Annotated in this window: 23 protein-coding genes; 3 read left to right on the top strand and 20 right to left on the bottom strand. The window is 58.7% G+C overall.

The window, feature by feature from the left end; translation table 11 throughout:
- Positions 1–140: 140 nt before the first annotated feature.
- Both mutS and fdxA read left to right on the top strand, forming a co-directional pair.
- Positions 141–2,720 (top strand): DNA mismatch repair protein MutS, encoded by a 2,580-nt coding sequence (gene mutS / locus KGB18_RS19230; protein ID WP_123719836.1) that lies wholly within the window; start codon positions 141–143, stop codon positions 2,718–2,720.
- Positions 2,721–2,862: 142 nt separating this feature from the next.
- Positions 2,863–3,186: a ferredoxin FdxA gene (gene fdxA / locus KGB18_RS19225; RefSeq protein WP_003222178.1), complete on the top strand. Its 324-nt coding sequence runs from the start codon at positions 2,863–2,865 to the stop codon at positions 3,184–3,186.
- Between the two features lie 486 nt (positions 3,187–3,672).
- Here the strand turns inward: fdxA and rpoS are convergent, their stop codons facing one another.
- The 8 genes from rpoS to KGB18_RS19185 form a co-directional block, all read right to left on the bottom strand.
- Positions 3,673–4,680: an RNA polymerase sigma factor RpoS gene (gene rpoS, locus KGB18_RS19220; protein ID WP_123719837.1), complete on the bottom strand. Its 1,008-nt coding sequence runs from the start codon at positions 4,678–4,680 to the stop codon at positions 3,673–3,675.
- 106 nt (positions 4,681–4,786) lie between these two features.
- Positions 4,787–5,644, bottom strand: a complete 858-nt coding sequence (locus tag KGB18_RS19215; RefSeq protein WP_123719838.1) for a peptidoglycan DD-metalloendopeptidase family protein — start codon at positions 5,642–5,644, stop codon at positions 4,787–4,789.
- A 211-nt stretch (positions 5,645–5,855) separates the two neighbouring features.
- Positions 5,856–6,491, bottom strand: coding sequence for a protein-L-isoaspartate(D-aspartate) O-methyltransferase (locus KGB18_RS19210; RefSeq protein WP_173667553.1), 636 nt, complete (start codon positions 6,489–6,491; stop codon positions 5,856–5,858).
- 41 nt (positions 6,492–6,532) lie between these two features.
- Positions 6,533–7,282, bottom strand: a complete 750-nt coding sequence (gene surE, locus KGB18_RS19205) for a 5'/3'-nucleotidase SurE (RefSeq protein WP_123501180.1) — start codon at positions 7,280–7,282, stop codon at positions 6,533–6,535.
- Complete coding sequence (truD, locus tag KGB18_RS19200; protein ID WP_123719839.1) at positions 7,270–8,328, bottom strand: tRNA pseudouridine(13) synthase TruD; 1,059 nt, start codon at positions 8,326–8,328, stop codon at positions 7,270–7,272. Before truD ends, surE begins: the two co-directional genes overlap by 13 nt.
- On the bottom strand, positions 8,325–8,798 hold the full coding sequence (gene ispF, locus KGB18_RS19195; protein ID WP_038979164.1) for a 2-C-methyl-D-erythritol 2,4-cyclodiphosphate synthase: 474 nt from the start codon (positions 8,796–8,798) through the stop codon (positions 8,325–8,327). Before ispF ends, truD begins: the two co-directional genes overlap by 4 nt.
- 43 nt (positions 8,799–8,841) lie before the next feature.
- The gene (fghA, locus tag KGB18_RS19190; protein WP_123719840.1) at positions 8,842–9,687 is read right to left on the bottom strand and encodes an S-formylglutathione hydrolase; all 846 of its coding nucleotides are present in this window, start codon (positions 9,685–9,687) and stop codon (positions 8,842–8,844) included.
- An 8-nt stretch (positions 9,688–9,695) separates the two neighbouring features.
- The gene (locus tag KGB18_RS19185; RefSeq protein WP_007907184.1) at positions 9,696–10,808 is read right to left on the bottom strand and encodes an S-(hydroxymethyl)glutathione dehydrogenase/class III alcohol dehydrogenase; all 1,113 of its coding nucleotides are present in this window, start codon (positions 10,806–10,808) and stop codon (positions 9,696–9,698) included.
- 106 nt (positions 10,809–10,914) lie between these two features.
- On the opposite strand from KGB18_RS19185, the gene KGB18_RS19180 reads away from it, so the two are divergent.
- Positions 10,915–11,811, top strand: coding sequence for a LysR substrate-binding domain-containing protein (locus KGB18_RS19180; protein WP_123719841.1), 897 nt, complete (start codon positions 10,915–10,917; stop codon positions 11,809–11,811).
- Positions 11,812–11,889: 78 nt separating this feature from the next.
- Here the strand turns inward: KGB18_RS19180 and ispD are convergent, their stop codons facing one another.
- The 12 genes from ispD to fabZ form a co-directional block, all read right to left on the bottom strand.
- The gene (gene ispD, locus KGB18_RS19175) at positions 11,890–12,597 is read right to left on the bottom strand and encodes a 2-C-methyl-D-erythritol 4-phosphate cytidylyltransferase (RefSeq protein ID WP_201059890.1); all 708 of its coding nucleotides are present in this window, start codon (positions 12,595–12,597) and stop codon (positions 11,890–11,892) included.
- Positions 12,594–12,872: a cell division protein FtsB gene (gene ftsB / locus KGB18_RS19170; protein ID WP_007907178.1), complete on the bottom strand. Its 279-nt coding sequence runs from the start codon at positions 12,870–12,872 to the stop codon at positions 12,594–12,596. The genes ispD and ftsB overlap by 4 nt, the downstream gene beginning before the upstream one ends.
- A 170-nt stretch (positions 12,873–13,042) precedes the next feature.
- Positions 13,043–14,332, bottom strand: a complete 1,290-nt coding sequence (gene eno / locus KGB18_RS19165; protein WP_007907175.1) for a phosphopyruvate hydratase — start codon at positions 14,330–14,332, stop codon at positions 13,043–13,045.
- A 156-nt stretch (positions 14,333–14,488) separates the two neighbouring features.
- Complete coding sequence (gene kdsA / locus KGB18_RS19160; RefSeq protein WP_008072675.1) at positions 14,489–15,334, bottom strand: 3-deoxy-8-phosphooctulonate synthase; 846 nt, start codon at positions 15,332–15,334, stop codon at positions 14,489–14,491.
- A 5-nt stretch (positions 15,335–15,339) separates the two neighbouring features.
- Entirely contained in the window at positions 15,340–16,971 is a 1,632-nt protein-coding gene (locus KGB18_RS19155; protein ID WP_007907172.1) for a CTP synthase, read from the bottom strand.
- Between the two features lie 274 nt (positions 16,972–17,245).
- Complete coding sequence (gene tilS / locus KGB18_RS19150; protein ID WP_223570349.1) at positions 17,246–18,574, bottom strand: tRNA lysidine(34) synthetase TilS; 1,329 nt, start codon at positions 18,572–18,574, stop codon at positions 17,246–17,248.
- A 151-nt stretch (positions 18,575–18,725) separates the two neighbouring features.
- The gene (locus KGB18_RS19145) at positions 18,726–19,673 is read right to left on the bottom strand and encodes an acetyl-CoA carboxylase carboxyltransferase subunit alpha (protein ID WP_030127981.1); all 948 of its coding nucleotides are present in this window, start codon (positions 19,671–19,673) and stop codon (positions 18,726–18,728) included.
- Between the two features lie 152 nt (positions 19,674–19,825).
- Positions 19,826–23,347 (bottom strand): DNA polymerase III subunit alpha, encoded by a 3,522-nt coding sequence (gene dnaE, locus KGB18_RS19140; RefSeq protein ID WP_123719843.1) that lies wholly within the window; start codon positions 23,345–23,347, stop codon positions 19,826–19,828.
- Between the two features lie 82 nt (positions 23,348–23,429).
- Positions 23,430–24,071, bottom strand: coding sequence for a ribonuclease HII (gene rnhB / locus KGB18_RS19135; protein ID WP_201121226.1), 642 nt, complete (start codon positions 24,069–24,071; stop codon positions 23,430–23,432).
- Positions 24,071–25,198: a lipid-A-disaccharide synthase gene (gene lpxB, locus KGB18_RS19130; protein ID WP_007907162.1), complete on the bottom strand. Its 1,128-nt coding sequence runs from the start codon at positions 25,196–25,198 to the stop codon at positions 24,071–24,073. Before lpxB ends, rnhB begins: the two co-directional genes overlap by 1 nt.
- A gap of 2 nt (positions 25,199–25,200) precedes the next feature.
- A complete protein-coding gene (lpxA, locus tag KGB18_RS19125) occupies positions 25,201–25,977 on the bottom strand; it encodes an acyl-ACP--UDP-N-acetylglucosamine O-acyltransferase (RefSeq protein ID WP_008010226.1) in 777 nt (258 codons plus the stop codon).
- Positions 25,974–26,414: a 3-hydroxyacyl-ACP dehydratase FabZ gene (fabZ, locus tag KGB18_RS19120; RefSeq protein WP_007907157.1), complete on the bottom strand. Its 441-nt coding sequence runs from the start codon at positions 26,412–26,414 to the stop codon at positions 25,974–25,976. Before fabZ ends, lpxA begins: the two co-directional genes overlap by 4 nt.
- Positions 26,415–26,460: the final 46 nt, after the last annotated feature.

Below are 26,460 nucleotides of genomic sequence, written 5' to 3'. Positions count from 1 at the left end.
TAGCCAGCAGAAATGTGCCTTGGAGCTTTCATGCCTGCGTAGGTCGGACCGCCCATGTTAACCTTGCGCCCATCGCGGAAAAGCCGGGCCGATGCCCCTCCTTTGCCCTACACCTTTCAACGAGTTTTCCTGAATTTCCGATGAATAAAGCCCTCTCCGATCTGTCCTCCCACACGCCAATGATGCAGCAGTACTGGCGCCTGAAGAACCAGCACCCTGATCAGCTGATGTTCTACCGCATGGGCGACTTCTACGAGATCTTCTATGAAGACGCGAAGAAGGCCGCCAAGTTGCTGGACATCACCCTGACGGCTCGTGGGCAATCGGCGGGTCAGGCGATTCCGATGTGTGGGATTCCTTACCACGCCGCGGAAGGTTACCTGGCGAAACTGGTTAAGCTCGGCGAATCTGTGGTGATTTGTGAGCAGGTCGGCGACCCGGCCACCAGCAAAGGGCCGGTGGATCGTCAGGTGGTGCGGATCATCACCCCCGGCACAGTCAGCGATGAAGCGCTGCTGGATGAGCGTCGGGACAACCTGATTGCGGCGGTGCTGGGTGACGAACGTCTGTTCGGTCTGGCGGTGCTGGACATCACCAGCGGCAACTTCACTGTGCTGGAGATCAAAGGCTGGGAAAACCTGCTGGCGGAACTGGAGCGGGTCAATCCGGTAGAACTGATGATCCCGGACGACTGGCCGAAAGACCTGCCGGCGGAGAAACGTCGTGGGGTTCGTCGCCGTGCGCCGTGGGATTTCGAGCGCGACTCGGCGCTGAAAAGTCTTTGCCAGCAGTTTTCCACCCAGGACCTGAAAGGTTTCGGCTGCGAGAACTTGACCCTCGCGATCGGCGCTGCTGGCTGCCTGCTCAGCTACGCCAAAGAAACCCAGCGCACCGCCCTGCCCCACTTGCGCAGCCTGCGTCATGAACGCCTGGACGACACCGTGGTGCTGGACGGCGCGAGCCGTCGCAACCTGGAACTGGACACCAACCTGGCCGGCGGTCGCGACAACACCTTGCAATCGGTGGTCGATCGCTGCCAGACCGCCATGGGCAGCCGACTGCTGACCCGCTGGCTGAACCGTCCGCTGCGGGATTTGACCGTATTGCTCGCGCGTCAGAGCTCGATCACTTGCCTGCTCGACGGTTACCGCTTCGAAAAACTGCAACCGCAGCTCAAGGAAATCGGTGACATCGAACGGATTCTGGCGCGCATCGGCCTGCGCAATGCCCGTCCTCGTGACTTGGCGCGTCTGCGCGATGCCCTCGGTGCCCTGCCGGAATTGCAGATAGCGATGGCCGAGCTTGAAGCCCCGCACATCATTCAATTGGCGACGACTACCAGCACCTATCCGGAACTGGCGGCGCTGCTGGAAAAAGCCATTATCGACAACCCGCCCGCCGTCATCCGTGACGGCGGAGTGTTGAAAACCGGTTACGACAGCGAACTCGACGAACTGCAATCGCTCAGCGAAAACGCCGGACAGTTCCTGATCGATCTCGAAGCGCGTGAGAAGGCCCGCACCGGCCTGTCGCACTTGAAGGTCGGCTACAACCGGATTCACGGTTACTTCATCGAGTTGCCGAGCAAGCAGGCCGAATCGGCGCCTGCGGACTATATTCGCCGTCAGACCCTCAAAGGTGCCGAGCGCTTCATCACGCCGGAACTGAAGGCGTTCGAAGACAAAGCGCTGTCAGCCAAAAGCCGCGCCCTGGCTCGCGAGAAGATGCTCTACGAAGCGCTGCTCGAAGACCTGATCGCGCAGTTGCCGCCCTTGCAAGACACCGCCGCGGCACTGGCCGAGCTGGACGTGCTGAGCAACCTCGCCGAGCGCGCACTGAATCTGGACCTGAACTGCCCGCGCTTCGTCAGCGAGCCGTGCATGCGCATCACCCAGGGTCGTCACCCGGTGGTCGAGCAAGTACTCACCACGCCGTTTGTGGCCAACGACCTGAGCCTTGACGACAACACCCGCATGCTGGTGATCACCGGTCCGAACATGGGCGGTAAATCCACCTACATGCGTCAGACCGCATTGATCGTATTGCTGGCGCATATCGGCAGTTTCGTGCCGGCGGCCAGTTGTGAATTGTCCTTGGTAGACCGGATCTTCACCCGGATCGGTTCCAGCGATGACTTGGCGGGCGGTCGTTCGACCTTCATGGTTGAAATGAGCGAAACCGCGAACATCCTGCACAACGCCACCGAACGCAGCCTGGTGCTGATGGACGAAGTCGGTCGCGGCACCAGCACATTCGACGGCCTGTCCCTGGCCTGGGCCGCGGCTGAGCGTTTGGCGCACCTGCGGGCCTACACCCTGTTCGCTACCCACTATTTCGAGCTGACAGTGCTGCCGGAAGCCCAGCCACTGGTGGCCAACGTGCACCTCAACGCCACTGAGCACAACGAACGCATCGTGTTCCTGCACCACGTGTTGCCTGGGCCTGCAAGCCAGAGCTATGGCTTGGCGGTTGCGCAGTTGGCCGGTGTGCCGAGCGAAGTGATCGTGCGTGCTCGCGAACATCTGAGCCGACTGGAATCCACAGCGCTGCCTCATGAAGTTCCGAAGCCGGCGAAAGGCAAACCGGCTACGCCGCAGCAGAGCGACATGTTCGCCAGCCTGCCGCATCCGGTACTGGATGAGCTGGCCAAACTTGATCTGGACGACATGACACCGCGTCGTGCGCTCGAAATGCTCTATACATTAAAGACACGGATCTAACGCACTTGCCTGCAAGCTGTTAGAATCTCGCGCGGTTTGGGATGCTGCAGGCTAATAGCCTGGCCTGCAGACTATCGCTCCCGAACCTGGCGACCCCGTCCTGAAGGGGCTCCGCTGCCGCCGCCTGAGGAGAGAATTAGAAATGACCTTCGTCGTCACCGACAACTGCATCAAGTGCAAGTACACCGACTGCGTAGAAGTCTGTCCGGTGGACTGCTTTTACGAAGGCCCGAACTTCCTGGTGATTCACCCGGATGAGTGCATCGACTGCGCACTGTGCGAACCAGAATGCCCTGCCGTGGCCATCTTCTCCGAAGATGAAGTTCCGGAAGATATGCAGGAGTTCATTCAGCTGAACGTTGAGCTGGCGGAAATCTGGCCCAACATTACCGAGAAGAAAGAATCGTTGCCCGATGCCGAAGAGTGGGATGGCGTCAAAGGCAAGATCAAAGACCTCGAACGCTGATTACCCCGTGTTCTCGAAAAGGCCCCTTGTGGGCCTTTTTGCTTTTCTGCAGGCAAAAAAAAGGGGCGGTATGACCCGCCCACATTTTTTCCCTATTCCTTGTGTTCCTTTTCATCGTCCTGATGAACCGCTTCCTGCGATGTCCGTTCCCCTCTTCCTTGAAGGGCGTGTCTATCCGTCGACACAGTTCAGATACTAGAGAATTCCCCACTAAGAGCAATCGGCCTCAGTCGCTAAAATCGCCTGTCACACGTTGTTAATCTAAAAAAAATAACCATATATATCAATAAGATAAACGAGCACTGCAAGTTAGATAGACAACTGCCAGGGTGTAAAAATAACGAACACTTACGAAAGAGTAAGCAAAGACTTACAACACGAGACTACAAATTTGAGGTGATGTCGGCGACAACTCACTTCCCATATTCCAGGCAACAAAAAGCCCCATACCAGTTGGGGCTATTTGTTACCGGTTGAGCGAATTGCTTATTGGAACAGCGACTCACTCGACAGGCCGTTTTTCTCGAGAATCTCCCGAAGACGCTTGAGACCTTCAACCTGGATTTGCCTGACCCGCTCCCGGGTCAGGCCGATTTCCAGACCTACATCTTCAAGCGTGCTGCTCTCGTGACCTCGCAAGCCGAAGCGGCGAATGACCACCTCGCGTTGCTTGTCGGTCAGTTCCGAGAGCCACTGATCGATGCTCTGTGACAGGTCGTCGTCCTGCAACAGTTCGCATGGATCGGTCGGGCGGTCGTCGGTAAGGGTGTCCAGCAGGGTTTTATCCGAATCCGGACCCAGCGAGACGTCGACCGAAGAAACCCGCTCGTTCAGGCCGAGCATGCGCTTGACCTCGCCTACCGGTTTCTCCAGCAGGTTGGCGATTTCTTCGGGTGAGGGTTCGTGATCGAGTTTTTGAGTCAGCTCCCGTGCGGCTCGCAAGTACACGTTGAGCTCTTTGACCACATGGATCGGCAACCGGATGGTCCGGGTCTGATTCATGATCGCACGCTCGATGGTCTGACGAATCCACCAGGTGGCGTAGGTCGAAAAGCGGAATCCACGTTCGGGATCGAACTTTTCTACTGCCCGGATCAGGCCGAGGTTGCCCTCTTCGATCAGGTCCAGCAGCGACAGCCCACGATTGACGTAACGTCGGGCGATTTTCACCACCAGCCGCAGGTTGCTTTCAATCATGCGCTTGCGCCCGGCCGGATCGCCACTTTGCGACAAGCGCGCAAAATGAACTTCTTCTTCCGGGGAGAGCAATGGGGAAAAGCCGATTTCGTTGAGGTACAGCTGCGTGGCATCGAGTGCCCGTGTGTAGTCGATGTACTTGTGTTGCTTAAGCGAAGCGGAGTGTTTGGATTTGGCACGAACGGAAGGTGGTGTATCCCCTTCATCATTCGACATCGAATCCGTGGCGATGCCGGTCTCCATCAGGAGAACCTCATCGTCGATGTCAAACTCCGGCACTTCTTTACTGAGAGCCATTGTTATAGTCCTTTGGTGAGTTCGACCTCAAGCTCAAGCGGCGCCTTTATCCTTGGCAACGCTGGAGCCTGTTCCCTCTACGTGACGGAACAGGCTGGCTAACAAATCAACGACGTGGCAGGAATTGCAGCGGATCTACAGGTTTACCTTGTCGGCGAATCTCAAAATGCAGTTTCACCCGGTCTGTACCCGTTGACCCCATTTCGGCAATTGTCTGTCCGACTTTGACCTGCTGCCCCTCCCGAACCAACAGCCTGCGGTTATGTCCGTAGGCACTGACGTAGGTATCGCTGTGTTTGATGATGACTAATTCGCCGTAGCCCCTTAAGCCACTCCCGGCGTATACCACCGTCCCATCAGACGCAGCTAAAACAGGCTGTCCCAAATCTCCGGCGATATCAATTCCTTTATTCAAACTACCGTTTGAAGAGAATTTACCAATCAGAATGCCATTAGAAGGCCACCCCCAGCCTGCCGGGGCCGGACCGGCAGGAGGCAATGGAGCGGGTGTCGGCTTATTGGCGACGGACGGTACAGGCACTGTTGTACTGGTTGTCGCGCCATTTGCCTGGCGCCGAATGACTGTGGTTTTACTCGACGACGAAGGCGAGGAACTGGACGAACTCACTACCGCCGTCGGTGTTGAACCGTTGCGACCATCGAAGCGAATCGTCTGACCCGGATGGATCGTGTAAGGCGTAGGAATGTTGTTCCGTGCCGCGAGGGCTTTGTAGTCCCAACCGTAGCGAAAAGCGATGGAGAACAAAGTGTCCTTGGGGCGGACAACGTACTGCCCGGTGGTCACGGCCGGACGCTGAGCGGCCGCGTTGTTGCGATCGACGACGCTCGCACTACCTGATTTGGTGCTGGAACATCCGACCAGCAAGGTACTCAAGACAAGGCCAGTCACCAGACGCTGAAAGCTCGTTATACCCATTCGCTGCGCAATGACTGTGAGACTCACCCGCCGCTCCCTTTGTGGTGGCTGAAAATATGGATTGCCGTGCTCCGGCACAAAATGTCGCAAGTATAACGGGCCGAACAAGCTTTAACTTTAATGAAGCGGATTCGCTTCGCGCACACGTTTGCTGTCTGACGATGAATTCCGTTTAACCAATCGATGCCGCTGTAAGACCCGGGCAATCGAAGAGAATTCAGCGTGCTTAAACAAATGCTCAGGCCAACGGCCCGTTGAGCAATGGCACAAAGCGCACAGCCCCCAGAACACGCCTGGAAAAGCCCTGTTCTTCACGGATGATCAACATCAATTGTTGAACTTCACCAGAGCCGACCGGAATCACCAGTCGCCCGCCCGGTGCCAACTGATCGAGCAGTGCCTGAGGCACGTCGGTGGCCACGGCGGTGACGATGATGCCGTTGTAAGGCGCCAGCGCCGGCCAGCCTTCCCAGCCATCGCCCCAGCGAAATACCACATTGCGCAGGTTCAGCTCCACCAGGCGCTCCTTGGCCCGGTCTTGCAGCACCTTGATGCGCTCCACGGAAAAAACCCGCTCGACCAGTTGCGACAGCACCGCCGTCTGGTAACCCGAACCGGTGCCGATTTCCATCACCTTGTCCAACGGACCGGCTTCCAGCAGCAGCTCGCTCATGCGAGCCACCATATAAGGCTGGGAAATGGTCTGGTTATGCCCGATCGGCAGCGCCGTATCTTCATAGGCGCGATGAGACAGCGCCTCATCGACGAACAGATGACGCGGGGTGCGGCGGATGACTTCCAGCACCTTGGCGTTGGATATTCCCTCTTCATAGAGCCGCTGAATCAGACGCTCACGGGTCCGTTGAGAGGTCATCCCGATACCGCGATGCAGAATATGGTCTTGTTCACGAGCCATTAACGCAGACCCTCCAGCCAGCCATCGAGACTTCTGAAGGCATCATTAAAGGTGCGATCCAGTTGCAGTGGCGTGATTGAAACATAGCCTTGCATCACCGCATGGAAATCGGTACCCGGGCCGCCATCTTCAGCGTCCCCCGCCGCGGCGATCCAGTAACCGGATTTACCGCGCGGGTCGACCACTTTCATCGGCGCCGCGGCGCGGGCGCGATGGCCGAGGCGGGTCAGCTGAATACCGCGGATGTGCTCCAGCGGCAAGTTGGGAATGTTCACGTTCAATACCGTGCGCGGCGGCAGATCGAGGTCCGCGTGAGCCTCTACCAGTTTGCGCGCAAAATAAGCGGCTGTGGGAAGGTTCTCTACTTGCCGTGAGACGAACGAAAAGGCAAACGAAGGACGCCCAAGGAAACGTCCTTCAAGGGCCGCCGCCACAGTGCCGGAATACAGCACGTCATCCCCCAGGTTGGCCCCCAGGTTGATGCCGGAAACCACCATGTCCGGCTCGAGCTCCAGCAAGCCGTTAAGGCCCAGGTGCACGCAGTCGGTGGGTGTGCCGTTGAGGCTGATAAAGCCGTTGGCCAAGGTTTGCGGGTGCAACGGACGGTCGAGCGTCAGCGAGCTGCTGGCGCCGCTTTTGTCCTGGTCCGGGGCGATAACCACGCATTCGGTGTAATCCGCCAGCGCAGCATAAAGCGCGGCAAGACCGGGTGCGGTTACCCCATCGTCGTTAGAAATCAGAATACGCATGGGCTGTCCGTCTGCCCCACCGGCACCAGATCGACGAGTTCACGCACCAATACGGTGGCGAAGCATCCGGCCGGCAGGACGAATTCCAGTTGCAGAATGTCAGGCTCGGGATAATGCCACGTCAACCCACCAATGGGCAGCCGCAGGATGCGACGTTCGTGGCTCATTCCGGCGTTAATCAACCAATCGCGCAGATCCGCTTCGCGCGCGGCGATTGCCTGCTCCAATTCATGGACAGCGCCTGACGTCGGCGAGTCACCTTCGCCCCACTGCGGGCCGGTCGGGTGCAGGTCGAGAATCGCCAAGCGCGGGTCGTTGCATTCGGCAACACCTGCCGGGAAAAAACTGCGGCTGTCGGTGAACGCCAGCAGATCGCCCACTTGAGCGCGCTGCCAGGTGCCATCGGCGACACGCGCCGCCAACACTTGATTGAACAGAAAACTGCGCGCAGTGGAAAGCAGCCGCGAACGCACGTTGCGTTGTTCTGGCAGGGCCTTGCGCGCCGCCCAGGCACGAGCGTCGACGACGTTGCCGCCATCAAAGCCGAAACGCTGGGCGCCGAAATAATTGGGAATACCTTGCTTGGCGATCAGCTGCAGACGCTCTTCGATCGCAGCCTTGTCACCGGCGAACTGGGTCAAGCGCAAGGTGAAGCCGTTGGCCGAGTGGGCACCGCGTTGCAGTTTGCGTTTATGCCGACCGGTCTTGAGGATTTTCAGCGTGTCGTTTTCCGCCGCCGACAGATCAGGATCGGCCTTGCCCGGCAGTTGCACGCTGAACCACTGGCGAGTCAACGCCTGACGGTCCTTGAGGCCGGCATAGCTGACGGTGCGCAATGGCACACCCGCCGCCTTGGCGATGCGCCGTGCCGCTTCTTCGGTATTCAGACCGCGCTTTTCCACCCAGATCCACAGGTGTTCGCCGTCGCCGCTCAGGGGAATATCAAGGACTTCGTCGACCTGGAAATCTTCCGCCGTGGCTTTCAGTACAGCGGTACCGAGAGACTCACCATAGGCCCGAGGGCCGAGCAATTGCAGTTCGTTCATGCGCGCAGCAACAGAGCAACGGAGTGCACGGCAATGCCTTCTTCGCGACCGACAAAGCCGAGCTTTTCGGTGGTGGTAGCTTTCACGTTCACTTGATCCAACTCAACTTGAAGATCCGCGGCAATCAGCGCGCGCATCGATTCGATATGCGGGGCCATTTTCGGGGCCTGGGCAACAATGGTGTTATCGACGTTGCCGACTTTCCAGCCTTTGGCATGGATCAGTGCGACGACGTGACGCAACAGCACACGACTGTCGGCGCCCTTGAATTGCGGGTCGGTGTCCGGGAAGTGCTTGCCGATATCACCCAGCGCGGCAGCACCGAGCAAGGCATCGCTCAAGGCGTGCAGCAGGACATCACCGTCGGAATGGGCGAGCAGCCCGAAGCTGTGTGCAATCCGCACGCCGCCCAGTGTGATGAAATCGCCTTCAGCGAAACGGTGCACATCGTAGCCGTGGCCAATACGCATAAAAAAACGCCCCGATTTTTGTCAGGGCGTGATTCTACCTGCATTAAGCGCCTAGAGCGCGCGCGTGATGCTGCAAGTGGTCGTCGATGAAGCTGGCGATGAAGAAATAGCTGTGGTCGTAGCCGGGTTGCAAGCGCAACGTCAGCGGATGACCTGCCAGTTTGGCGGCCTGCTGCAAGGTTTCAGGCTTGAGCTGGGTGGCCAGGAAATCATCGCGATCACCCTGGTCGACCAGCAGCGGCAGCTTCTCGTCAGCCTCGGCGATCAACGCACAGGCATCCCATTCCCGCCACTTCGAACGGTCCTCTCCCAAGTAACGGGAAAAGGCTTTCTGGCCCCAAGGGCAATCCATCGGATTGTTGATCGGCGAGAACGCCGACACCGACAGATAACGCCCCGGATTGCGCAACGCACAGACCAACGCGCCGTGGCCACCCATGGAGTGACCGCTGATGCCACGCTTGTCCGATGTCGGGAAATGCGCTTCGACCAATGCCGGCAATTCGTGCACGACATAGTCATGCATCCGATAGTGCCGGGACCAAGGTTCCTGCGTGGCATTCAGATAAAACCCGGCACCGAGACCGAAGTCCCAGGCGCCGTCCGGATCACCCGGCACATCAGGACCGCGCGGGCTGGTGTCCGGTGCGACGATGATCAGCCCCAGCTCGGCGGCCATGCGCATGGCGCCGGCCTTTTGCATGAAGTTCTCATCGGTGCAGGTCAGGCCGGACAACCAGTACAACACCGGCAATTTACCGCCCTGCTCCGCTTGCGGTGGCAGGTATACGGCAAACACCATGTCGCAACCGAGCACGTCGGAGCGGTGCCGATAGCGCTTATGCCAGCCGCCGAAGCTTTTCTGGCAGGAGATATTTTCCAGGCTCATGACCGACCTCAGAAATGGATGACGCTACGGATGCTTTTGCCTTCATGCATCAGGTCAAACGCCTTGTTGATATCTTCCAGGCCCATCGTGTGGGTGATGAAGGTATCCAACGGGATCTCGCCGGTCTGGGCCATTTCAACATAGCTCGGCAACTCGGTACGCCCACGCACACCACCGAACGCCGAACCGCGCCAGACGCGACCGGTCACCAACTGGAACGGACGAGTGGAGATTTCCTGACCGGCGCCGGCCACGCCGATGATCACCGACTCACCCCAACCTTTGTGGCAGCACTCAAGTGCAGCACGCATCAACTGGACGTTGCCGATGCATTCGAAGGAAAAGTCGACGCCGCCATCGGTCATGTCAACGATCACTTCCTGAATCGGACGATCGAAGTCTTTCGGGTTTACACAATCGGTCGCGCCCAATTGCTTGGCGATCTCGAACTTGGCCGGGTTGATGTCGATGGCGATGATCCGCCCTGCCTTGGCTTTGACCGCGCCAATCACCGCCGACAGACCGATGCCGCCCAGACCGAAGATGGCGACGGTGTCACCTGGTTTGACCTTGGCAGTGTTGATTACCGCGCCGATACCAGTGGTGACACCACAACCCAGCAGGCAGACTTTTTCCAAGGGTGCTTCTTTAGGAATTTTGGCGACGGAGATTTCCGGCAGCACGGTGTACTCGGAGAAGGTCGAGGTGCCCATGTAGTGGAAAATCGTTTCGCCCTTGTAGGAAAAACGCGAAGTGCCATCCGGCATCAGGCCTTTACCCTGAGTCGCACGAATCGCCTGACAGAGGTTGGTTTTGCCCGACAGACAGAATTTGCACTTGCCGCATTCCGGGGTGTACAGCGGGATCACATGGTCGCCGACCGCGACCGAAGTCACGCCCTCGCCGATCGCTTCGACCACCGCGCCACCTTCGTGACCCAGGATCGACGGGAAAATACCTTCCGGGTCTGCGCCCGAGAGGGTGTAGGCATCGGTATGGCAAACACCGGAGGCAACTACACGCAGCAGGACTTCACCAGCCTTGGGCATGGCGACATCGACTTCAACGATCTCGAGGGGTTTCTTGGCCTCGAAGGCAACGGCGGCGCGCGACTTGATCATGCTGGCTCTCCAGTGAATAAAAACAAGACAAGGAGTGTAATACAGCGGCTTACGATGAATAATCAGGACAAAAGCAAAACATTATTGCCATACAGGGATAATCATGATGTCCGAAAATCGCTGGGAAGGCATCGATGAGTTCGTTGCCGTGGCCGAGTGCAGCCAATTCACCGCTGCGGCTGAACGCCTCGGGGTGTCTTCCTCTCACATCAGTCGCCAAATCGTACGACTGGAAGAGCGCCTGCAAACCCGTTTGCTCTATCGCAGCACCCGCCGTGTCACACTGACCGAGGCCGGGCAAACCTTCCTGCAACATTGCCAGCGTTTGCAGGACGGTCGCGAAGAAGCACTGCGCGCGGTCGGCGACCTGACCAGCGAACCCAAGGGCATGCTGCGCATGACCTGTGCCGTGGCCTACGGCGAACGATTCATCGTGCCACTGGTGACTCGCTTCATGGGGTTGTATCCGCAACTGCGCGTCGACATCGAACTGAGCAACCGCCCGCTCGACCTTGTGCATGAAGGGTTGGACCTGGCCATCCGCCTCGGCCGTCTGCAGGATTCAAGATTGGTCGCCACACGTCTGGCACCACGGCGCATGTACCTGTGCGCCTCACCGTCCTACCTGGAAAGGTATGGTCGCCCACACAGCTTGTCGGAATTGAGTCGCCATAACTGCCTCATCGGTAGCTCGGACATCTGGCAACTGGAACAGAACGGGCGGGAATTTTCCCAGCGAGTGCAGGGAAACTGGCGCTGCAACAGTGGGCAGGCAGTGCTGGATGCCGCGCTACAAGGGGTTGGGTTGTGTCAGTTACCGGATTACTACGTGCTGGAATACCTGAAAAACGGCGAATTGATCTCGCTGCTGGAAGCCCATCAACCGCCAAACACAGCGGTTTGGGCGCTTTATCCACAGCAACGGCATCTGTCACCGAAGGTGCGCAAGTTAGTGGATTACTTGAAGGAAGGGTTGGCCGAACGGTCGGAGTATCGAACTTAAGATCAAAAGATCGCAGCCTTCGGCAGCTCCTACAAGGTTATGTGTACACCCGTAGGAGCTGCCGAAGGCTGCGATCTTTTAGCGGCGGTTAGCCCAACGCTGCCGCAACCACTCCAGGTCTTCGGGGCGAGTGACTTTGATGTTATCGGATCGCCCTTCAATCAGACGCGGCGCCTGGCCCGACCATTCCATGGCCGAGGCTTCATCGGTGACGACAACGTCCGCCACCAGACTGTCCGCCAACGCCCGATGCAACGCGCCAAGGCGAAACATTTGCGGCGTATAGGCCTGCCAGATCACGCTGCGATCCACCGTTTCCAGCACGCGCCCATGCTGGTCGACCCGCTTGAGAGTGTCGCGTGCAGGCACGGCCAACAGACCGCCCACCGGATCGTCGGCCAGCTCACTGAGCAATTTATCGAGATCATCACGTGCCAGATTCGGTCGTGCGGCATCGTGAACCAACACCCAGTCCTCATCGTCAGCGCCTTGGGCATGCAGATGCAGCAAGGCATTGAGCACTGACCCGGAACGCTCGGCGCCACCCTCGACCCGTTGAATACGCGGATCAGCAGCACATGCCAGGTTCGGCCAGTAAGGATCGTCGATTGCAAGACTGACCACCAACCCCTTCAGGGCAGGATGATCGAGGAAACAGCCAAGGCTGTGTTCGAGAATAGTGCGCCCGCCCAGTTGCAAGTATTGCTTGGGACGGTCCGCGGCCATACGGGCACCGACGCCCGCGGCAGGAATCACGGCCCAGAAGGCCGGTAACGAATTAATCATTGGGCCAACTGGTAAAGGGTTTCACCGTCCTTGACCATGCCCAACTCATGACGAGCCCGTTCTTCAACGGTCTCCATGCCCTTTTTCAATTCGCTGACTTCGGCGTCCATCACCCGATTGCGCTCCAGCAACGCCTCGTTTTCGGCGTGTTGATCCGCAATCTGCTGCTTCAGCTCGGCCACTTGCGCCAGACTGCCATTACCCACCCACAGGCGGTACTGCAGGCCAGCCAGCAGCAAGAGCAAGACGAGGAACAACCAATTGGGACTGCGCATCGAATATCAGGTATCCAGTGAAAAAAGACAGCCATGCCAAAACTTGAAGCTTCTGATAGCACGAAGCCTGGAAGAACCAGGCTTGTGCTCTTAAGGCATCAGATTAGTGGCAAATCCATCGCTGCTGCGATTTTTTCGACACAATCCGGTGTCTTTTTACCAGTTAACGATTAACCGCGAAATTCGCTGCGACCGTTGTACTTGGCTTTGCCATTCAACTGCTCTTCGATACGCAGCAGTTGGTTGTACTTGGAAACACGGTCGGAACGGCACAGGGAGCCGGTCTTGATCTGGCCAGCCGCAGTGCCCACAGCCAGGTCGGCAATGGTCGAATCTTCGGTTTCGCCGGAGCGGTGCGAGATTACGGCGGTGTAACCAGCAGCCTTGGCCATCTGGATCGCTTCCAGAGTTTCGGTCAGGGTGCCGATCTGGTTGAACTTGATCAGGATCGAGTTGGCGATCTTTTTATCGATGCCTTCTTTCAGGATCTTGGTGTTGGTCACGAACAGGTCGTCGCCCACCAGCTGAGTCTTCTCGCCGATTTTGTCGGTGAGGATTTTCCAGCCAGCCCAGTCGGACTCGTCCAGACCGTCTTCGATGGAGATGATCGGGTAACGCTCGGTCAGACCTTTCAGGTAATCGGCGAAACCTTCAGCGGTGAACACCTGGCCTTCGCCGGACAGGTTGTACTTGCCGTCTTCGTAGAATTCGCTGGCTGCGCAGTCCAGAGCCAGGGTCACGTCGGTGCCCAGCTTGTAACCGGCATTGGCCACGGCTTCGGAGATCACTTTCAAAGCGTCTTCGTTGGAGGCCAGGTTCGGCGCGAAACCACCTTCGTCACCGACGGCAGTGCTCAGGCCGCGAGCCTTCAGTACAGCTTTAAGGTGATGGAAAATCTCGGTGCCCATGCGCAGACCTTCCGAGAAAGACTTGGCGCCTACTGGCTGAACCATGAATTCCTGGATGTCGACGTTGTTATCGGCGTGCTCGCCACCGTTGATGATGTTCATCATCGGAACCGGCATCGAGTAAACACCCGGGGTGCCGTTCAGGTTAGCGATGTGTGCGTACAGCGGCAGGTCCTGGTCCTGTGCTGCTGCCTTGGCCGCGGCCAGGGAAACGGCGAGGATCGCGTTGGCGCCCAGGGTCGCTTTGTTTTCGGTGCCATCCAGCTTGATCATCGCGTGATCCAGCGCTTTCTGGTCGCTTGGGTCTGCACCCAGCAACAGGTCGCGGATTGGACCGTTGATGTTGGCGACGGCTTTCAGAACGCCTTTGCCCAGGTAACGGCTCTTGTCGCCATCACGCAGCTCGAGTGCTTCACGCGAGCCAGTGGAAGCACCGGATGGCGCGCAAGCGCTGCCGATGATGCCGTTATCGAGAAGCACGTCTGCTTCCACAGTGGGATTGCCACGGGAGTCGAGAACTTCACGACCTTTGATGTCGACGATTTTTGCCATTGTTGTAAACACTCCAAAGTTGACGAAAACGACGCAGCTGAAGGAAATCTTTTATCGTCGGCAAGTGATAGACAGCGGGCAGGCTTGCGGACGACAAGGCTCAAGCCCGAGGGCTTGAGCATTAAATCGTGCGGTACTTTACCGGAGAATTGAGGTTTACGCGGTTTCTACCGTCGGAAAACTCTTCACCAGTTCGTCCAGTGCTTTGAGCTGGGCCAGGAAGGGTTCCAGTTTGTCCAGACGCAAGGCGCAAGGGCCGTCGCATTTGGCGTTATCAGGGTCCGGGTGCGCTTCAAGGAACAAACCGGCCAGCGACTGGCTCATGCCGGCCTTGGCCAGGTCGGTAACCTGGGCGCGACGACCGCCAGCGGAATCGGAGCGACCGCCGGGCATTTGCAGCGCGTGGGTCACGTCGAAGAACACCGGGTATTCGAACTGCTTCATGATGCCGAAGCCAAGCATGTCGACGACCAGGTTGTTGTAGCCGAAGCTCGAACCACGTTCGCAGAGGATCAACTGATCGTTACCGGCTTCTACGCATTTGTTCAGGATGTGTTTCATTTCCTGAGGCGCAAGGAACTGGGCTTTCTTGATGTTGATCACCGCGCCAGTCTTGGCCATCGCGACCACGAGGTCGGTCTGGCGCGACAGGAAGGCCGGCAACTGGATGATGTCGCAGACTTCAGCGACAACCGCGGCCTGATCAGGTTCGTGGACGTCGGTGATGACTGGCACGCCGAAGGCTTGCTTGATGTCCTGGAAAATCCGCATGCCCTCTTCCAGGCCGGGGCCACGGTAAGAGGTCACAGAAGAACGGTTCGCCTTGTCGAAACTGGCCTTGAACACGTAAGGGATACCGAGTTTTTCGGTGACCTTTACGTACTCTTCGCAGACCTGCATCGCCATGTCGCGGCTTTCCAGCACGTTCATGCCACCGAACAGCACCATTGGCTTGTCGTTGGCAATCTCGATGTTGCCTACGCGGATGATCTTCTGCGCCATCAGGTTTATGCCTTCTTCTGGTGTTGGGTCAAAGCGGCTTTAACGAAGCCGCTGAACAATGGGTGACCGTCACGTGGCGTCGAGGTGAACTCAGGGTGGAACTGGCAAGCGACGAACCATGGATGGTCCGGCGCTTCGACCACTTCAACCAGTGCGCCATCACCGGAACGACCGGAGATTTTCAGACCGGCCTCGATGATTTGCGGCAGCAGGTTGTTGTTCACTTCGTAGCGATGACGGTGACGCTCGACGATCACGTCCTTGGCGTAGCAATCGTGCACCAGGGAACCTGGCTCAAGCAGGCAATCCTGAGCGCCAAGGCGCATGGTGCCGCCCAGATCAGAGGTTTCGGTGCGGGTTTCGACTGCGCCGGTGGCATCTTCCCACTCGGTGATCAGACCCACGACCGGATGACCGCTGGTGCGATCGAACTCGGTGGAGTTGGCGTCTTTCCAACCCATGACGTTACGAGCGAACTCGATAACGGCCACTTGCATGCCCAGGCAGATACCCAGGTATGGAACCTTGTTTTCGCGAGCGTATTGAACGGCAGTGATCTTGCCTTCAACGCCACGCAGACCAAAGCCGCCCGGTACCAGAATCGCGTCGACGCCTTCCAGCAGCGCGGTGCCCTGGTTTTCGATGTCTTCGGAATCGATGTAGCGCAGGTTGACCTTGGTGCGGTTGCTGATGCCGGCGTGACTCATCGCTTCGATCAGCGACTTGTAGGCGTCCAGCAGTTCCATGTACTTGCCGACCATCGCGATGGTGACTTCGTGTTCCGGGTTCAGCTTGGCATCAACCACCGCTTCCCACTCGGACAGATCGGCGCTGTCGCATTGCAGGCCGAAACGCTCGACAACGAAATCATCCAGGCCCTGGGAGTGCAGAATGCCCGGGATCTTGTAGATGGTGTCGGCGTCTTCCAGCGCGATCACCGCACGTTCTTCAACGTTGGTGAACTGGGCGATCTTGCGACGCGAAGAGATGTCGATCGGGTGATCGGAACGGCACACCAGCACGTCTGGCTGCAGGCCAATGGAACGCAGTTCCTTGACCGAGTGCTGAGTCGGCTTGGTTTTGGTTTCGCCTGCAGTGGCGATGTACGGCACCAGCGTCAGGTGCATCAGCATCGCGCGCTTGGCGCCGACTTCGAAACGCAATTGACGGATCGCTTCGAGGAACGGTTGCGACTCGATGTCACCCACGGTGCCACCGATCTCGACCATGGCCACGTCGGCATCGCCGGCGCCCTTGATGATCCGGCGCTTGATTTCGTCGGTGATGTGCGGGATCACCTGAATGGTTGCGCCCAGGTAATCACCACGGCGCTCTTTGCGCAGGACGTGTTCATAGACACGGCCGGTGGTGAAGTTGTTGTTCTGGGTCATGGTCGTGCGGATGAACCGCTCGTAGTGGCCCAGGTCCAGGTCGGTCTCGGCGCCGTCGTGGGTGACGAACACTTCACCGTGCTGGAACGGGCTCATCGTGCCCGGGTCAACGTTGATGTACGGGTCCAGCTTCAGCATGGTGACCTTAAGTCCCCGCGCCTCCAGGATGGCCGCCAATGAAGCCGAGGCAATGCCTTTCCCCAATGAAGAAACAACACCGCCCGTGACGAATATGTAGCGCGTCATGAAAAACCCTAGAAGTCTGCGTTAAAGCGGTCCGAGCCGCCGGGGAAAGCGAAGGAAGGCCGAAGCCCCCGATCACCTGCATTAATCACAGTGCACCTTTCAAAAAAACCGCCGCGTTGGGACAGACCGGTAGATGAAACACCGGTAGGTTGCTCGCTACACATTTTTTGGAATCGCCCAGCAAAGACTGCTTGGTAATCGGCAACTCCTGCGATTCAGGCGAATCCACAGAAGTTGTATCAAGAAGGGAGCGTAGTCTACCGGAAAGCCCCTTTCAGCTCAAACCTTGATCTTCGATCAGCGGCTGCCAATGCAAATACCAGCCACCTTGCTCACCGCCATTTAGCCCCCGCAGGTTCGCCACCGCCAGCAATTGCTGGCCTCTGTAGACCAGCGGCAATCTGCCACGGGCAAAGCCCGGCACACCGCTTTCGTTGAGCAAACGCTTCAAGTCACGGTGGCCGCGATCGGGCAGATTCATGACCTCGCCACCTTCACGATAGCGGATCTGCAGCGGGCCAACGGGGATCTGACCGGTGAACTTAAGGACACCGTTATCCGGCAACGCCAGTGATACCGTGGGATCAGCCCAAGACACTGGGGGTGGTGGAATGTGCAGCCAGCCACCAGACAACCACCAGAGACGCCCGCCTGCGCGATGCAATTCACCCGCCGCGAGCCGCCAGACCGGATGCGCATCGCCGGTCGCATCACGCAAACTTTCCCAACCCGACCAATGGTCACTGTCAGGCAAAGTCGTCAACGGTTTGAGCCAGTGACTTAGCGCGTTGCGCTGGCGCGCATCAGACAGTTTTTCCAGTGGTGCCAGCGCCAGCGACGGCAAGCCCAGCCAATCGAAATCGCTGACCGTGGTGGCATGGGCCAGATCGATTTGCGCCAATTCGTCGAGCAGTCCCTGAGCTTCGCTCAGATGCGCTGCGCTGCGGGCCATGGTCGCCACCGCTTGCGGCCAGCGCGCGATCAACACCGGGAACACCTGATGTCGCAGATAATTGCGCGAGAACTGGCGGTCCTGGTTCGACGGATCCTCGATCCAGCTCAACCGATATTCCGTCGCGTAGGCCTCAAGCTCGGCGCGAGTGACGTCGAGCAACGGTCGCAGCAGATGCCCCCCGCCCAAAGGACGCTCGTTCGGCATCCCCGACAAGCCTCTCACCCCTGCCCCACGCATCAGCCGAAACAACAGGGTTTCCGCCTGATCGTCACGGTGTTGGCCTGTGAGCAGCACTTCACCAGCATGAGTCGCCGCATTGAAGGCGCCATAACGCGCATCCCGCGCCGCACGCTCAAGGCTGGCGCGGGGTTCAACCTGAACACGCACGACCTCTAGCGGCACTCCCAGCGCATCACAGACCGACTGACAATGTTCCGGCCACGCATCAGCCGCAGCCTGGAGGCCGTGGTGGACATGGATGGCGCTCAGCGCCGGCAGGGGTTGGGTTTTCGCAAGGTGCGCGAGAAGGTGCAGCAGGACGGTGGAGTCGAGACCACCGGAGAACGCGATGCGCCAGGTTGTGGCGGTGCGCCAAGGTGCAAGATTCAGCAGGAGCCTGGTAGGCAAATCAATCTTCGAAGGATTCATAGACGTCGACACTTCACATAGACCCAATGTGGGAGCGAGCCTGCTCGCGAAGGCTGCTTAACATTCAACAAATTCGCTGTCTGTTATACCGCTATCGCGAGCAGGCTCGCTCCCACATTGGTTTTGCGTCGCTTGCCGAAGCAGCGTCAGATCAGAGACCGTAGCTCATCAGACGCTCATAACGACGGGCCAACAGCGCCTCGTTGTCGAACTTCTTCAGCATCGCCAGTTGCGAGCTCAGCTCGGCGCGGATCGAGGCAGCCGCAGCGGCCGGATCACGATGAGCGCCGCCCAATGGCTCGCCGATCACTTTATCGACAATGCCCAGGCCCTTCAGACGCTCGGCAGTAATACCCATGGCTTCAGCAGCATCCGGGGCTTTCTCGGAAGTTTTCCACAGAATCGAAGCGCAACCTTCCGGCGAAATCACCGCGTAGGTCGAGTACTGCAGCATGTTCAGCTGATCGCAGACACCGATCGCCAGTGCACCACCGGAACCACCCTCACCGATCACGGTGGCGATGATTGGGGTTTTCAGGCGAGCCATGACGCGCAGGTTCCAGGCAATTGCTTCGCTCTGGTTGCGCTCTTCGGCGTCGATGCCTGGGTAAGCACCCGGGGTGTCGATGAAGGTCAGGATCGGCATTTTGAAACGCTCGGCCATTTCCATCAGACGGCACGCCTTGCGGTAGCCTTCCGGACGCGGCATGCCGAAGTTGCGGCGAACCTTCTCGCGCACTTCGCGGCCTTTCTGGTGACCGATGATCATCACCGGCTGGTCGTCCAGACGGGCAATGCCGCCAACGATCGCAGCGTCGTCGGAGAAGTGACGGTCGCCGTGCAGTTCGTCGAACTCGGTGAAGATGTGTTCGATGTAGTCCAGGGTATACGGACGTTTCGGGTGACGCGCCAGACGAGCGATCTGCCAGCTGGTCAGCTTGCCGAAGATGTCTTCGGTCAGCGTGCTGCTCTTGTCCTGCAGGCGGGAGATCTCATCGCCGATATTCAGCGAATTGTCATTACCGACCAAGCGCAACTCTTCGATCTTGGCTTGCAGGTCGGCGATCGGCTGTTCGAAATCTAGAAAATTCGGGTTCATAGGCGTCCGTCTTGGGTCGACCTTCCAAGAGAGCTTGGGCCGGCCGGTTGTCTATTCGCGCCCTACCTTAAGGGACAGGCGCGTTCAGGTCGAGATTAAAAATTTGGGTCGGGATCAGGCGCGCTCTAATGGTAAAGAATGGCACCTGACCGTCAACGGTATTGGAGGAAGACGTTGTCTCGCCCGAACTGGTCACGCAAGGCTTGAATCAAGGCATCCGCCGGGTCGATCCGCCAGGTCTCGCCGAACTGCAACAAAGCCTTCGCATCGGGACTGGTGTACTCCATGGTGATCGGGCACGCGCCGCGGTGGCGCTTGAACAGCTCACCCAGCCAGCGCAGCTGATCGCCCTTCAAATCCTTGGTGTGCAATTTCAGGCGCAGGCTTTCGGCCAGGTTGGTGCGCGCGTCTTCCATGCTCATCACACGCTTGACCCGCAACCGCAGGCCACCAGAGAAGTCGTCGTTGCTGACTTCGCCTTCGACCACCACCATCGCGTCGGTCTGCAACAGCGACTGCGCGGAGTGGAAGGCGTCGGCGAACAGCGAGGCTTCGATCCGTCCGGAGCGGTCATCGAGGGTGATGAAACCCATCTTGTCGCCCTTTTTGTTCTTCATCACTCGCAGGGCGATGATCATGCCCGCGACCGTCTGCGTATCGCGAGCCGGCTTCAGGTCGATGATGCGCTGACGGGCGAAACGACGGATTTCGCCTTCGTATTCGTCGATCGGGTGACCGGTCAGGTACAGGCCGAGGGTGTCTTTCTCCCCTTTCAGGCGCTCCTTGAGGGTCAGCTCCTTAGCCTTGCGATGATTGGCGTAGACATCCGCGTCTTCTTCAACGAACAGGCCCCCAAACAGATCGGCGTGACCACTGTCATGGGTGCGAGCAGTTTGTTCGGCAGCCTTGATCGCCCCTTCCATCGCGTTCAACAAGACCGCGCGGTTCTGGTCGATGCTGGCTTGATAGGCTTTTGGTTCGTCATGGAAATACGGGCCCAGACGATCCAGCGCGCCGCTGCGGATCAAACCGTCCAGGGTGCGCTTGTTGATCCGTTTGAGATCGACACGGGCGCAGAAATCGAACAGATCCTTGAACGGTCCATCCTGACGCGCCTCGGTGATCGCTTCCACCGGCCCTTCGCCCACACCCTTGATTGCGCCGAGGCCATAAATAATGCGGCCTTCGTCATTCACCGTGAACTTGAACTCCGAAGTATTCACATCCGGCGCGTCGAGACGCAGCTTCATGGTGCGAATTTCTTCGATCAAGGTCACGACCTTGTCGGTGTTGTGCATATCCGCCGACAGTACCGCGGCCATGAACGGCGCCGGGTAGTGGGTTTTCAGCCACGCTGTCTGGTACGACACCAGGCCGTAAGCGGCGGAGTGGGATTTGTTGAAGCCGTAACCGGCGAACTTTTCTACCAGGTCAAAGATGTTACCGGCCAGGTCGGCGTCGATATTGTTGGTGGCGCAACCCTCAATGAAACCGCCGCGTTGTTTGGCCATTTCTTCGGGTTTTTTCTTACCCATGGCTCGACGCAGCATGTCTGCACCGCCAAGGGTGTAACCGGCCATGACCTGGGCAATCTGCATCACCTGTTCCTGATACAGGATGATGCCGTAAGTCGGCGCCAGGACTGGCTTGAGGCCTTCGTACTGGTAATCCGAGTGCGGGTACGCGAGCTCCGCGCGACCGTGCTTACGGTTGATAAAGTCGTCAACCATGCCTGATTGCAACGGGCCCGGACGGAACAGGGCCACCAGTGCGATCAAGTCTTCCAGGCAGTCGGGCTTGAGCTTTTTGATCAGCTCTTTCATGCCGCGCGACTCGAGCTGGAACACCGCGGTGGTTTCAGCTTTTTGCAGCAGCGTGTAAGTCGGTTTGTCGTCCAGCGGAATGAACGCGATATCCAGCGGCGGCTCGTTGACCTTGGCGCGATCGCGGTTGATGGTTTTCAGCGCCCAGTCGATGACCGTCAGGGTCCGAAGTCCCAGGAAGTCGAACTTCACCAGACCGGCAGCCTCGACGTCATCCTTGTCGAACTGGGTAACCAGGCCATCGCCCGCTTCGTCGCAATAAATCGGCGAGAAGTCGGTCAGCTTGGTCGGCGCGATTACCACACCACCGGCGTGCTTGCCGACGTTACGCACAACGCCTTCAAGCTTGCGCGCCATCTCCCAGATTTCCGCAGCCTCTTCATCGACCTTGATGAAGTCGCGCAGGATTTCTTCCTGCTCGTAGGCCTTTTCCAGGGTCATGCCGACTTCGAACGGAATCATCTTCGACAGACGATCCGCCAAGCCGTAGGACTTGCCCTGCACCCGCGCCACGTCACGGACCACCGCTTTCGCCGCCATGGAACCGAAGGTGATGATCTGGCTAACCGCGTTACGGCCGTATTTCTCGGCCACGTAATCGATCACCCGGTCACGGCCGTCCATGCAGAAGTCGACGTCGAAGTCGGGCATGGAAACCCGTTCCGGGTTAAGGAAACGTTCGAACAGCAGGTCATATTCCAGCGGGTCGAGGTCGGTGATCTTCTGCACATAGGCCACCAGCGACCCGGCACCCGACCCACGACCCGGACCTACCGGCACGCCGTTGCTCTTGGCCCACTGGATAAAGTCCATCACGATCAGGAAGTAACCGGGAAAGCCCATCTGGATGATGATATCCAGCTCGAAATTCAGCCGGTCGACATAGACCTGACGCTTGGCTTCGTAGTCTTCGGTGGTGTCCTTGGGCAGCAGAACGCTGAGGCGCTCTTCCAGACCGTCGAAGGAAACCTTGCGGAAGTACTCGTCGATGGTCATGCCATCGGGAATCGGGAAGTTGGGCAGGAAGTGCTTGCCCAGTTTCACGTCGATGTTGCAGCGCTTGGCGATCTCGACGGTGTTTTCCAGCGCCTCGGGCAAGTCGCTGAACAGCTCGGCCATTTCCTCGGCGCTTTTGAGGTATTGCTGATCGCTGTAATTCTTCGAACGCCGCGGATCGTCGAGGGCGCGGCCCTCACCGATACACACGCGGGTTTCGTGGGCTTCGAAGTCTTCCTGCTTGATGAAGCGCACATCGTTGGTCGCCACCAGCGGCGCGCCGATTTTCGCCGCCAGGGCCACGGCGCCGTGCAGTTGCTCTTCGTCATTGGGGCGGCTGGTGCGCTGGACTTCCAGATAGAAACGATCCGGGAACACCGCCATCCACTCGCGCGCAAGGTTTTCGGCTTCGTCCGGGTTGCCGCTGAGCATGGCCAGACCGATCTCGCCCTCTTTCGCCGCCGACAGCATGATCAAGCCTTCGCTGGCTTCAGCCACCCACTCGCGCTCGATGATGACCGAGCCATTGCGCTGGCCGTCGATGAAGCCGCGAGAGATCAGTTCGGTGAGGTTGCGATAGCCCACGGCGTTCATCGCCAGCAGGCTGATCCGGCTCAAGGAGTTGTCCGGATCCTTGTTCGACAGCCACAGGTCGGCGCCGCAGATTGGCTTGATCCCCGCACCCATGGCAGCTTTATAGAATTTGACCAGGGAACACATGTTGTTCTGGTCGGTGACCGCCACGGCAGGCATGTTCATGCCGACCAGGGTCTTGACCAGCGGTTTGATCCGCACCAGACCGTCGACCAGGGAATATTCAGTGTGCAGGCGTAGATGAACGAATGAAGCCGGCATAGTGATCCTGTCTAGAAACTAGAAACGTAAAGACAACAAGGCCCGGATTGTACCGGGCCTTGAGTAAAACATCAGCCTGCGACTAACTACCGATCAGGTTTTCCCGCGCTTCATACGCCAAGCGGACCGGGGCGAACGAGCGGCGATGAATCGGGGTCGGCCCCAAGCGGGCCAGCGCTTCCAGATGAACGGGCGTCGGGTAGCCTTTATGGCCTCCGATCCCGTAACCCGGATAAATCAATTCGAACGCCGCCATTTCTCGATCACGGCTGACCTTGGCCAGAATCGATGCCGCGGCAATGGCCGGCACCTTGCCGTCACCCTGAATTACCGCTTCGGCGCGCATAGAGAGTTTCGGGCAACGGTTGCCGTCGATCATCGCCAGTTTCGGCTGAATGTGCAGCCCCTCGACGGCACGCTGCATGGCCAGCATGGTGGCGTGAAGAATGTTCAGTTCGTCGATTTCTTCTACTTCAGCGCGAGCGACATACCAGCTCAGGGCCTTTTCGCAGATTTCGTCGTAAAGCGCATCACGGCGAGCTTCGGTGAGCTTCTTCGAGTCGTTGAGGCCCTGGATGGGGCGGCTCGGATCGAGGATCACTGCCGCCGTCACCACTGCGCCACACAGCGGGCCGCGACCGACTTCATCGACACCCGCCACCAGATCTTCAAGTTCATCGACTAGCATAAAATCCAGGCCCAGCTGCTTACTTGCTTTGCTCATTATGCTCTGCCAATCAGGTTCAGTACCGCGTCCGCTGCCTGATTGGAGGCGTCCAAGCGCAGGGTTCGGTGGATTTCGTCAAAGCCTCGGGTCTGCTCCTGGCCACCTTCGATCAGCGGCGACAGGGTTTGGGCCAAGGCCTCTACCGTCGCATCGTCCTGCAACAACTCCGGCACCAGCAGGCGCTGGGCCAGCAAATTCGGCAAGGAGACGTAGGGACTTTTCACCATCCGTTTGAGAATCCAGAACGTCAGCGGCGCCAAGCGATAAGCGACCACCATCGGCCGCTTGTACAACAATGCTTCCAGCGTAGCCGTGCCCGAAGCGATCAACACCGCGTCGCAAGCAGCCAGGGCCAGATGGGATTTGCCGTCGAGCAAGGTCAGCGGCAGATCGCGACCGGCCAGCAGCTCTTCAAGCTGGGCCCGGCGCTGCGGGCTCGCGCATGGCATGACGAACCGCACGCCCGGGCGCATGGCCCGCAAGCGCTGGGCGGTGTCGAGGAACAGCGCACCAAGGCGCCCAACCTCACCACCGCGGCTACCCGGCATCAGGGCGACCAGCGGCCCATCCGGCAAGCCAAGTTCGGCCCGCGCTGCGGCGCGATCAGCCTCAAGCGGAATCGCATCGGCCAGGGAATGGCCGACAAACCGCACCGGCACGCCCTTCTCTTCATAAAATTTAGCTTCGAACGGGAACAGCGTCAGCATCAGGTCGCAACCTTCGCGAATCTTCAGCACCCGCTTCTGCCGCCAGGCCCAGACCGACGGACTGACGTAATGCACGGTCTTGATCCCGGCCTGACGCAGCTTGAGTTCGATATTGAGGTTGAAGTCCGGGGCATCGATACCGATGAACACGTCCGGCTTCTCGGCGATCAGGTCCGCGACCAGTTTCTTGCGACGCGCCAACAGCTCGCGCAAACGGCCCAGCACTTCCACCAAGCCCATGACAGAAAGGCGCTCCATGGGGAAATACGACGTCAGGCCTTCGGCCTGCATCAGCGGACCGCCGACACCGATGAACTCGACTGCCGGATGCCGAGCCTTGAGCGCGCGCATGAGGCCCGCACCCAGAATGTCACCGGAAGCCTCTCCCGCCACCAGCGCAATACGCAAATTGGCCATGGTTAACGGGTGATGCCGCGAGTCGAAGACTGGATGGAGTCACGGAATACCGCGACTTCCGGGAACTGAAGCGAGGGTTCGGCCAGCTCGGCAAGCGCCTGTTCGACCGTCAGGCCCTGGCGGTAAACCACCTTGTAGGCACGACGTAGCGCGTGGATCGCATCTTCGCTGAAACCACGACGGCGCAGGCCTTCGAAGTTCATGCTGCGGGCTTCGGCAGGGTTGCCAAATACCGTGACGTAGGCTGGAACGTCCTTGCCAATGGCAGTGCCCATGCCCGAAAAGCTGTGGGCGCCAATGTGGCAATACTGGTGAACCAGGGTAAAACCGGACAGGATCGCCCAGTCTTCAACGTGCACATGGCCCGCCAACGCGGTGTTGTTGACCAGAATGCAGTGGTTACCGATAACGCTGTCGTGACCGATGTGGGCATAGGCCATGATCAGGTTGTGATCGCCCAGGGTCGTTTCCGAACGATCCTGAATGGTCCCGCGGTGGATCGTCACACCTTCGCGAATGACGTTATGGTCACCGATGACCAGACGCGTTTCTTCGCCCTTGTATTTCAAATCGGGCGTGTCCTCGCCTACCGAAGAAAACTGGTAGATGCGGTTGTGCTTACCGATTCGGGTCGGGCCCTTGAGAATCACATGCGGCCCGATCACTGTCCCCTCGCCGATTTCCACACCTGCGCCGATGATCGACCAAGGGCCGACTTCGACGTCGTCGGCCAGAATGGCCGTCGGATCGATGATTGCGCGAGGGTCAATCAAACTCATAGTTTGCGTTCCGCGCAGATGATTTCAGCGGAGCAGACTGGTTTGCCATCGACCGACGCCTGGCATTCGAACTTCCAGATCTGACGCTTGCAGCTCAGGAACTTGGCTTCCAGGATCAGCTGATCGCCTGGCAGCACGGGCTGACGGAAGCGCAGCTTGTCGGAGCCGACGAAGTAATAAAGCGTGCCGTCGGCAGGCTTCACGTCGAGCATTTTGAAACCAAGGATCCCGGCAGCCTGAGCCATCGCTTCGATGATCAATACGCCCGGCATGATTGGATGCGCAGGGAAGTGACCATTGAAGAACGGTTCGTTGATGCTGACATTCTTGTAGGCGCGAATGCGCTTGCCTTCCACATCCAGATCCACGACCCGATCCACCAGCAGGAACGGGTAACGGTGAGGCAGGTATTCGCGAATCTCGTTGATGTCCATCATTTCGGGGGGAAGCCTATGTAAAGATTGGGAGCGCGCGACTGACGCG

Source organism: Pseudomonas sp. BF-R-26, assembly GCF_019947395.1.
Taxonomy (GTDB): domain Bacteria; phylum Pseudomonadota; class Gammaproteobacteria; order Pseudomonadales; family Pseudomonadaceae; genus Aquipseudomonas; species Aquipseudomonas farris.
This window is presented reverse-complemented; position numbering and strand designations above follow the sequence as displayed.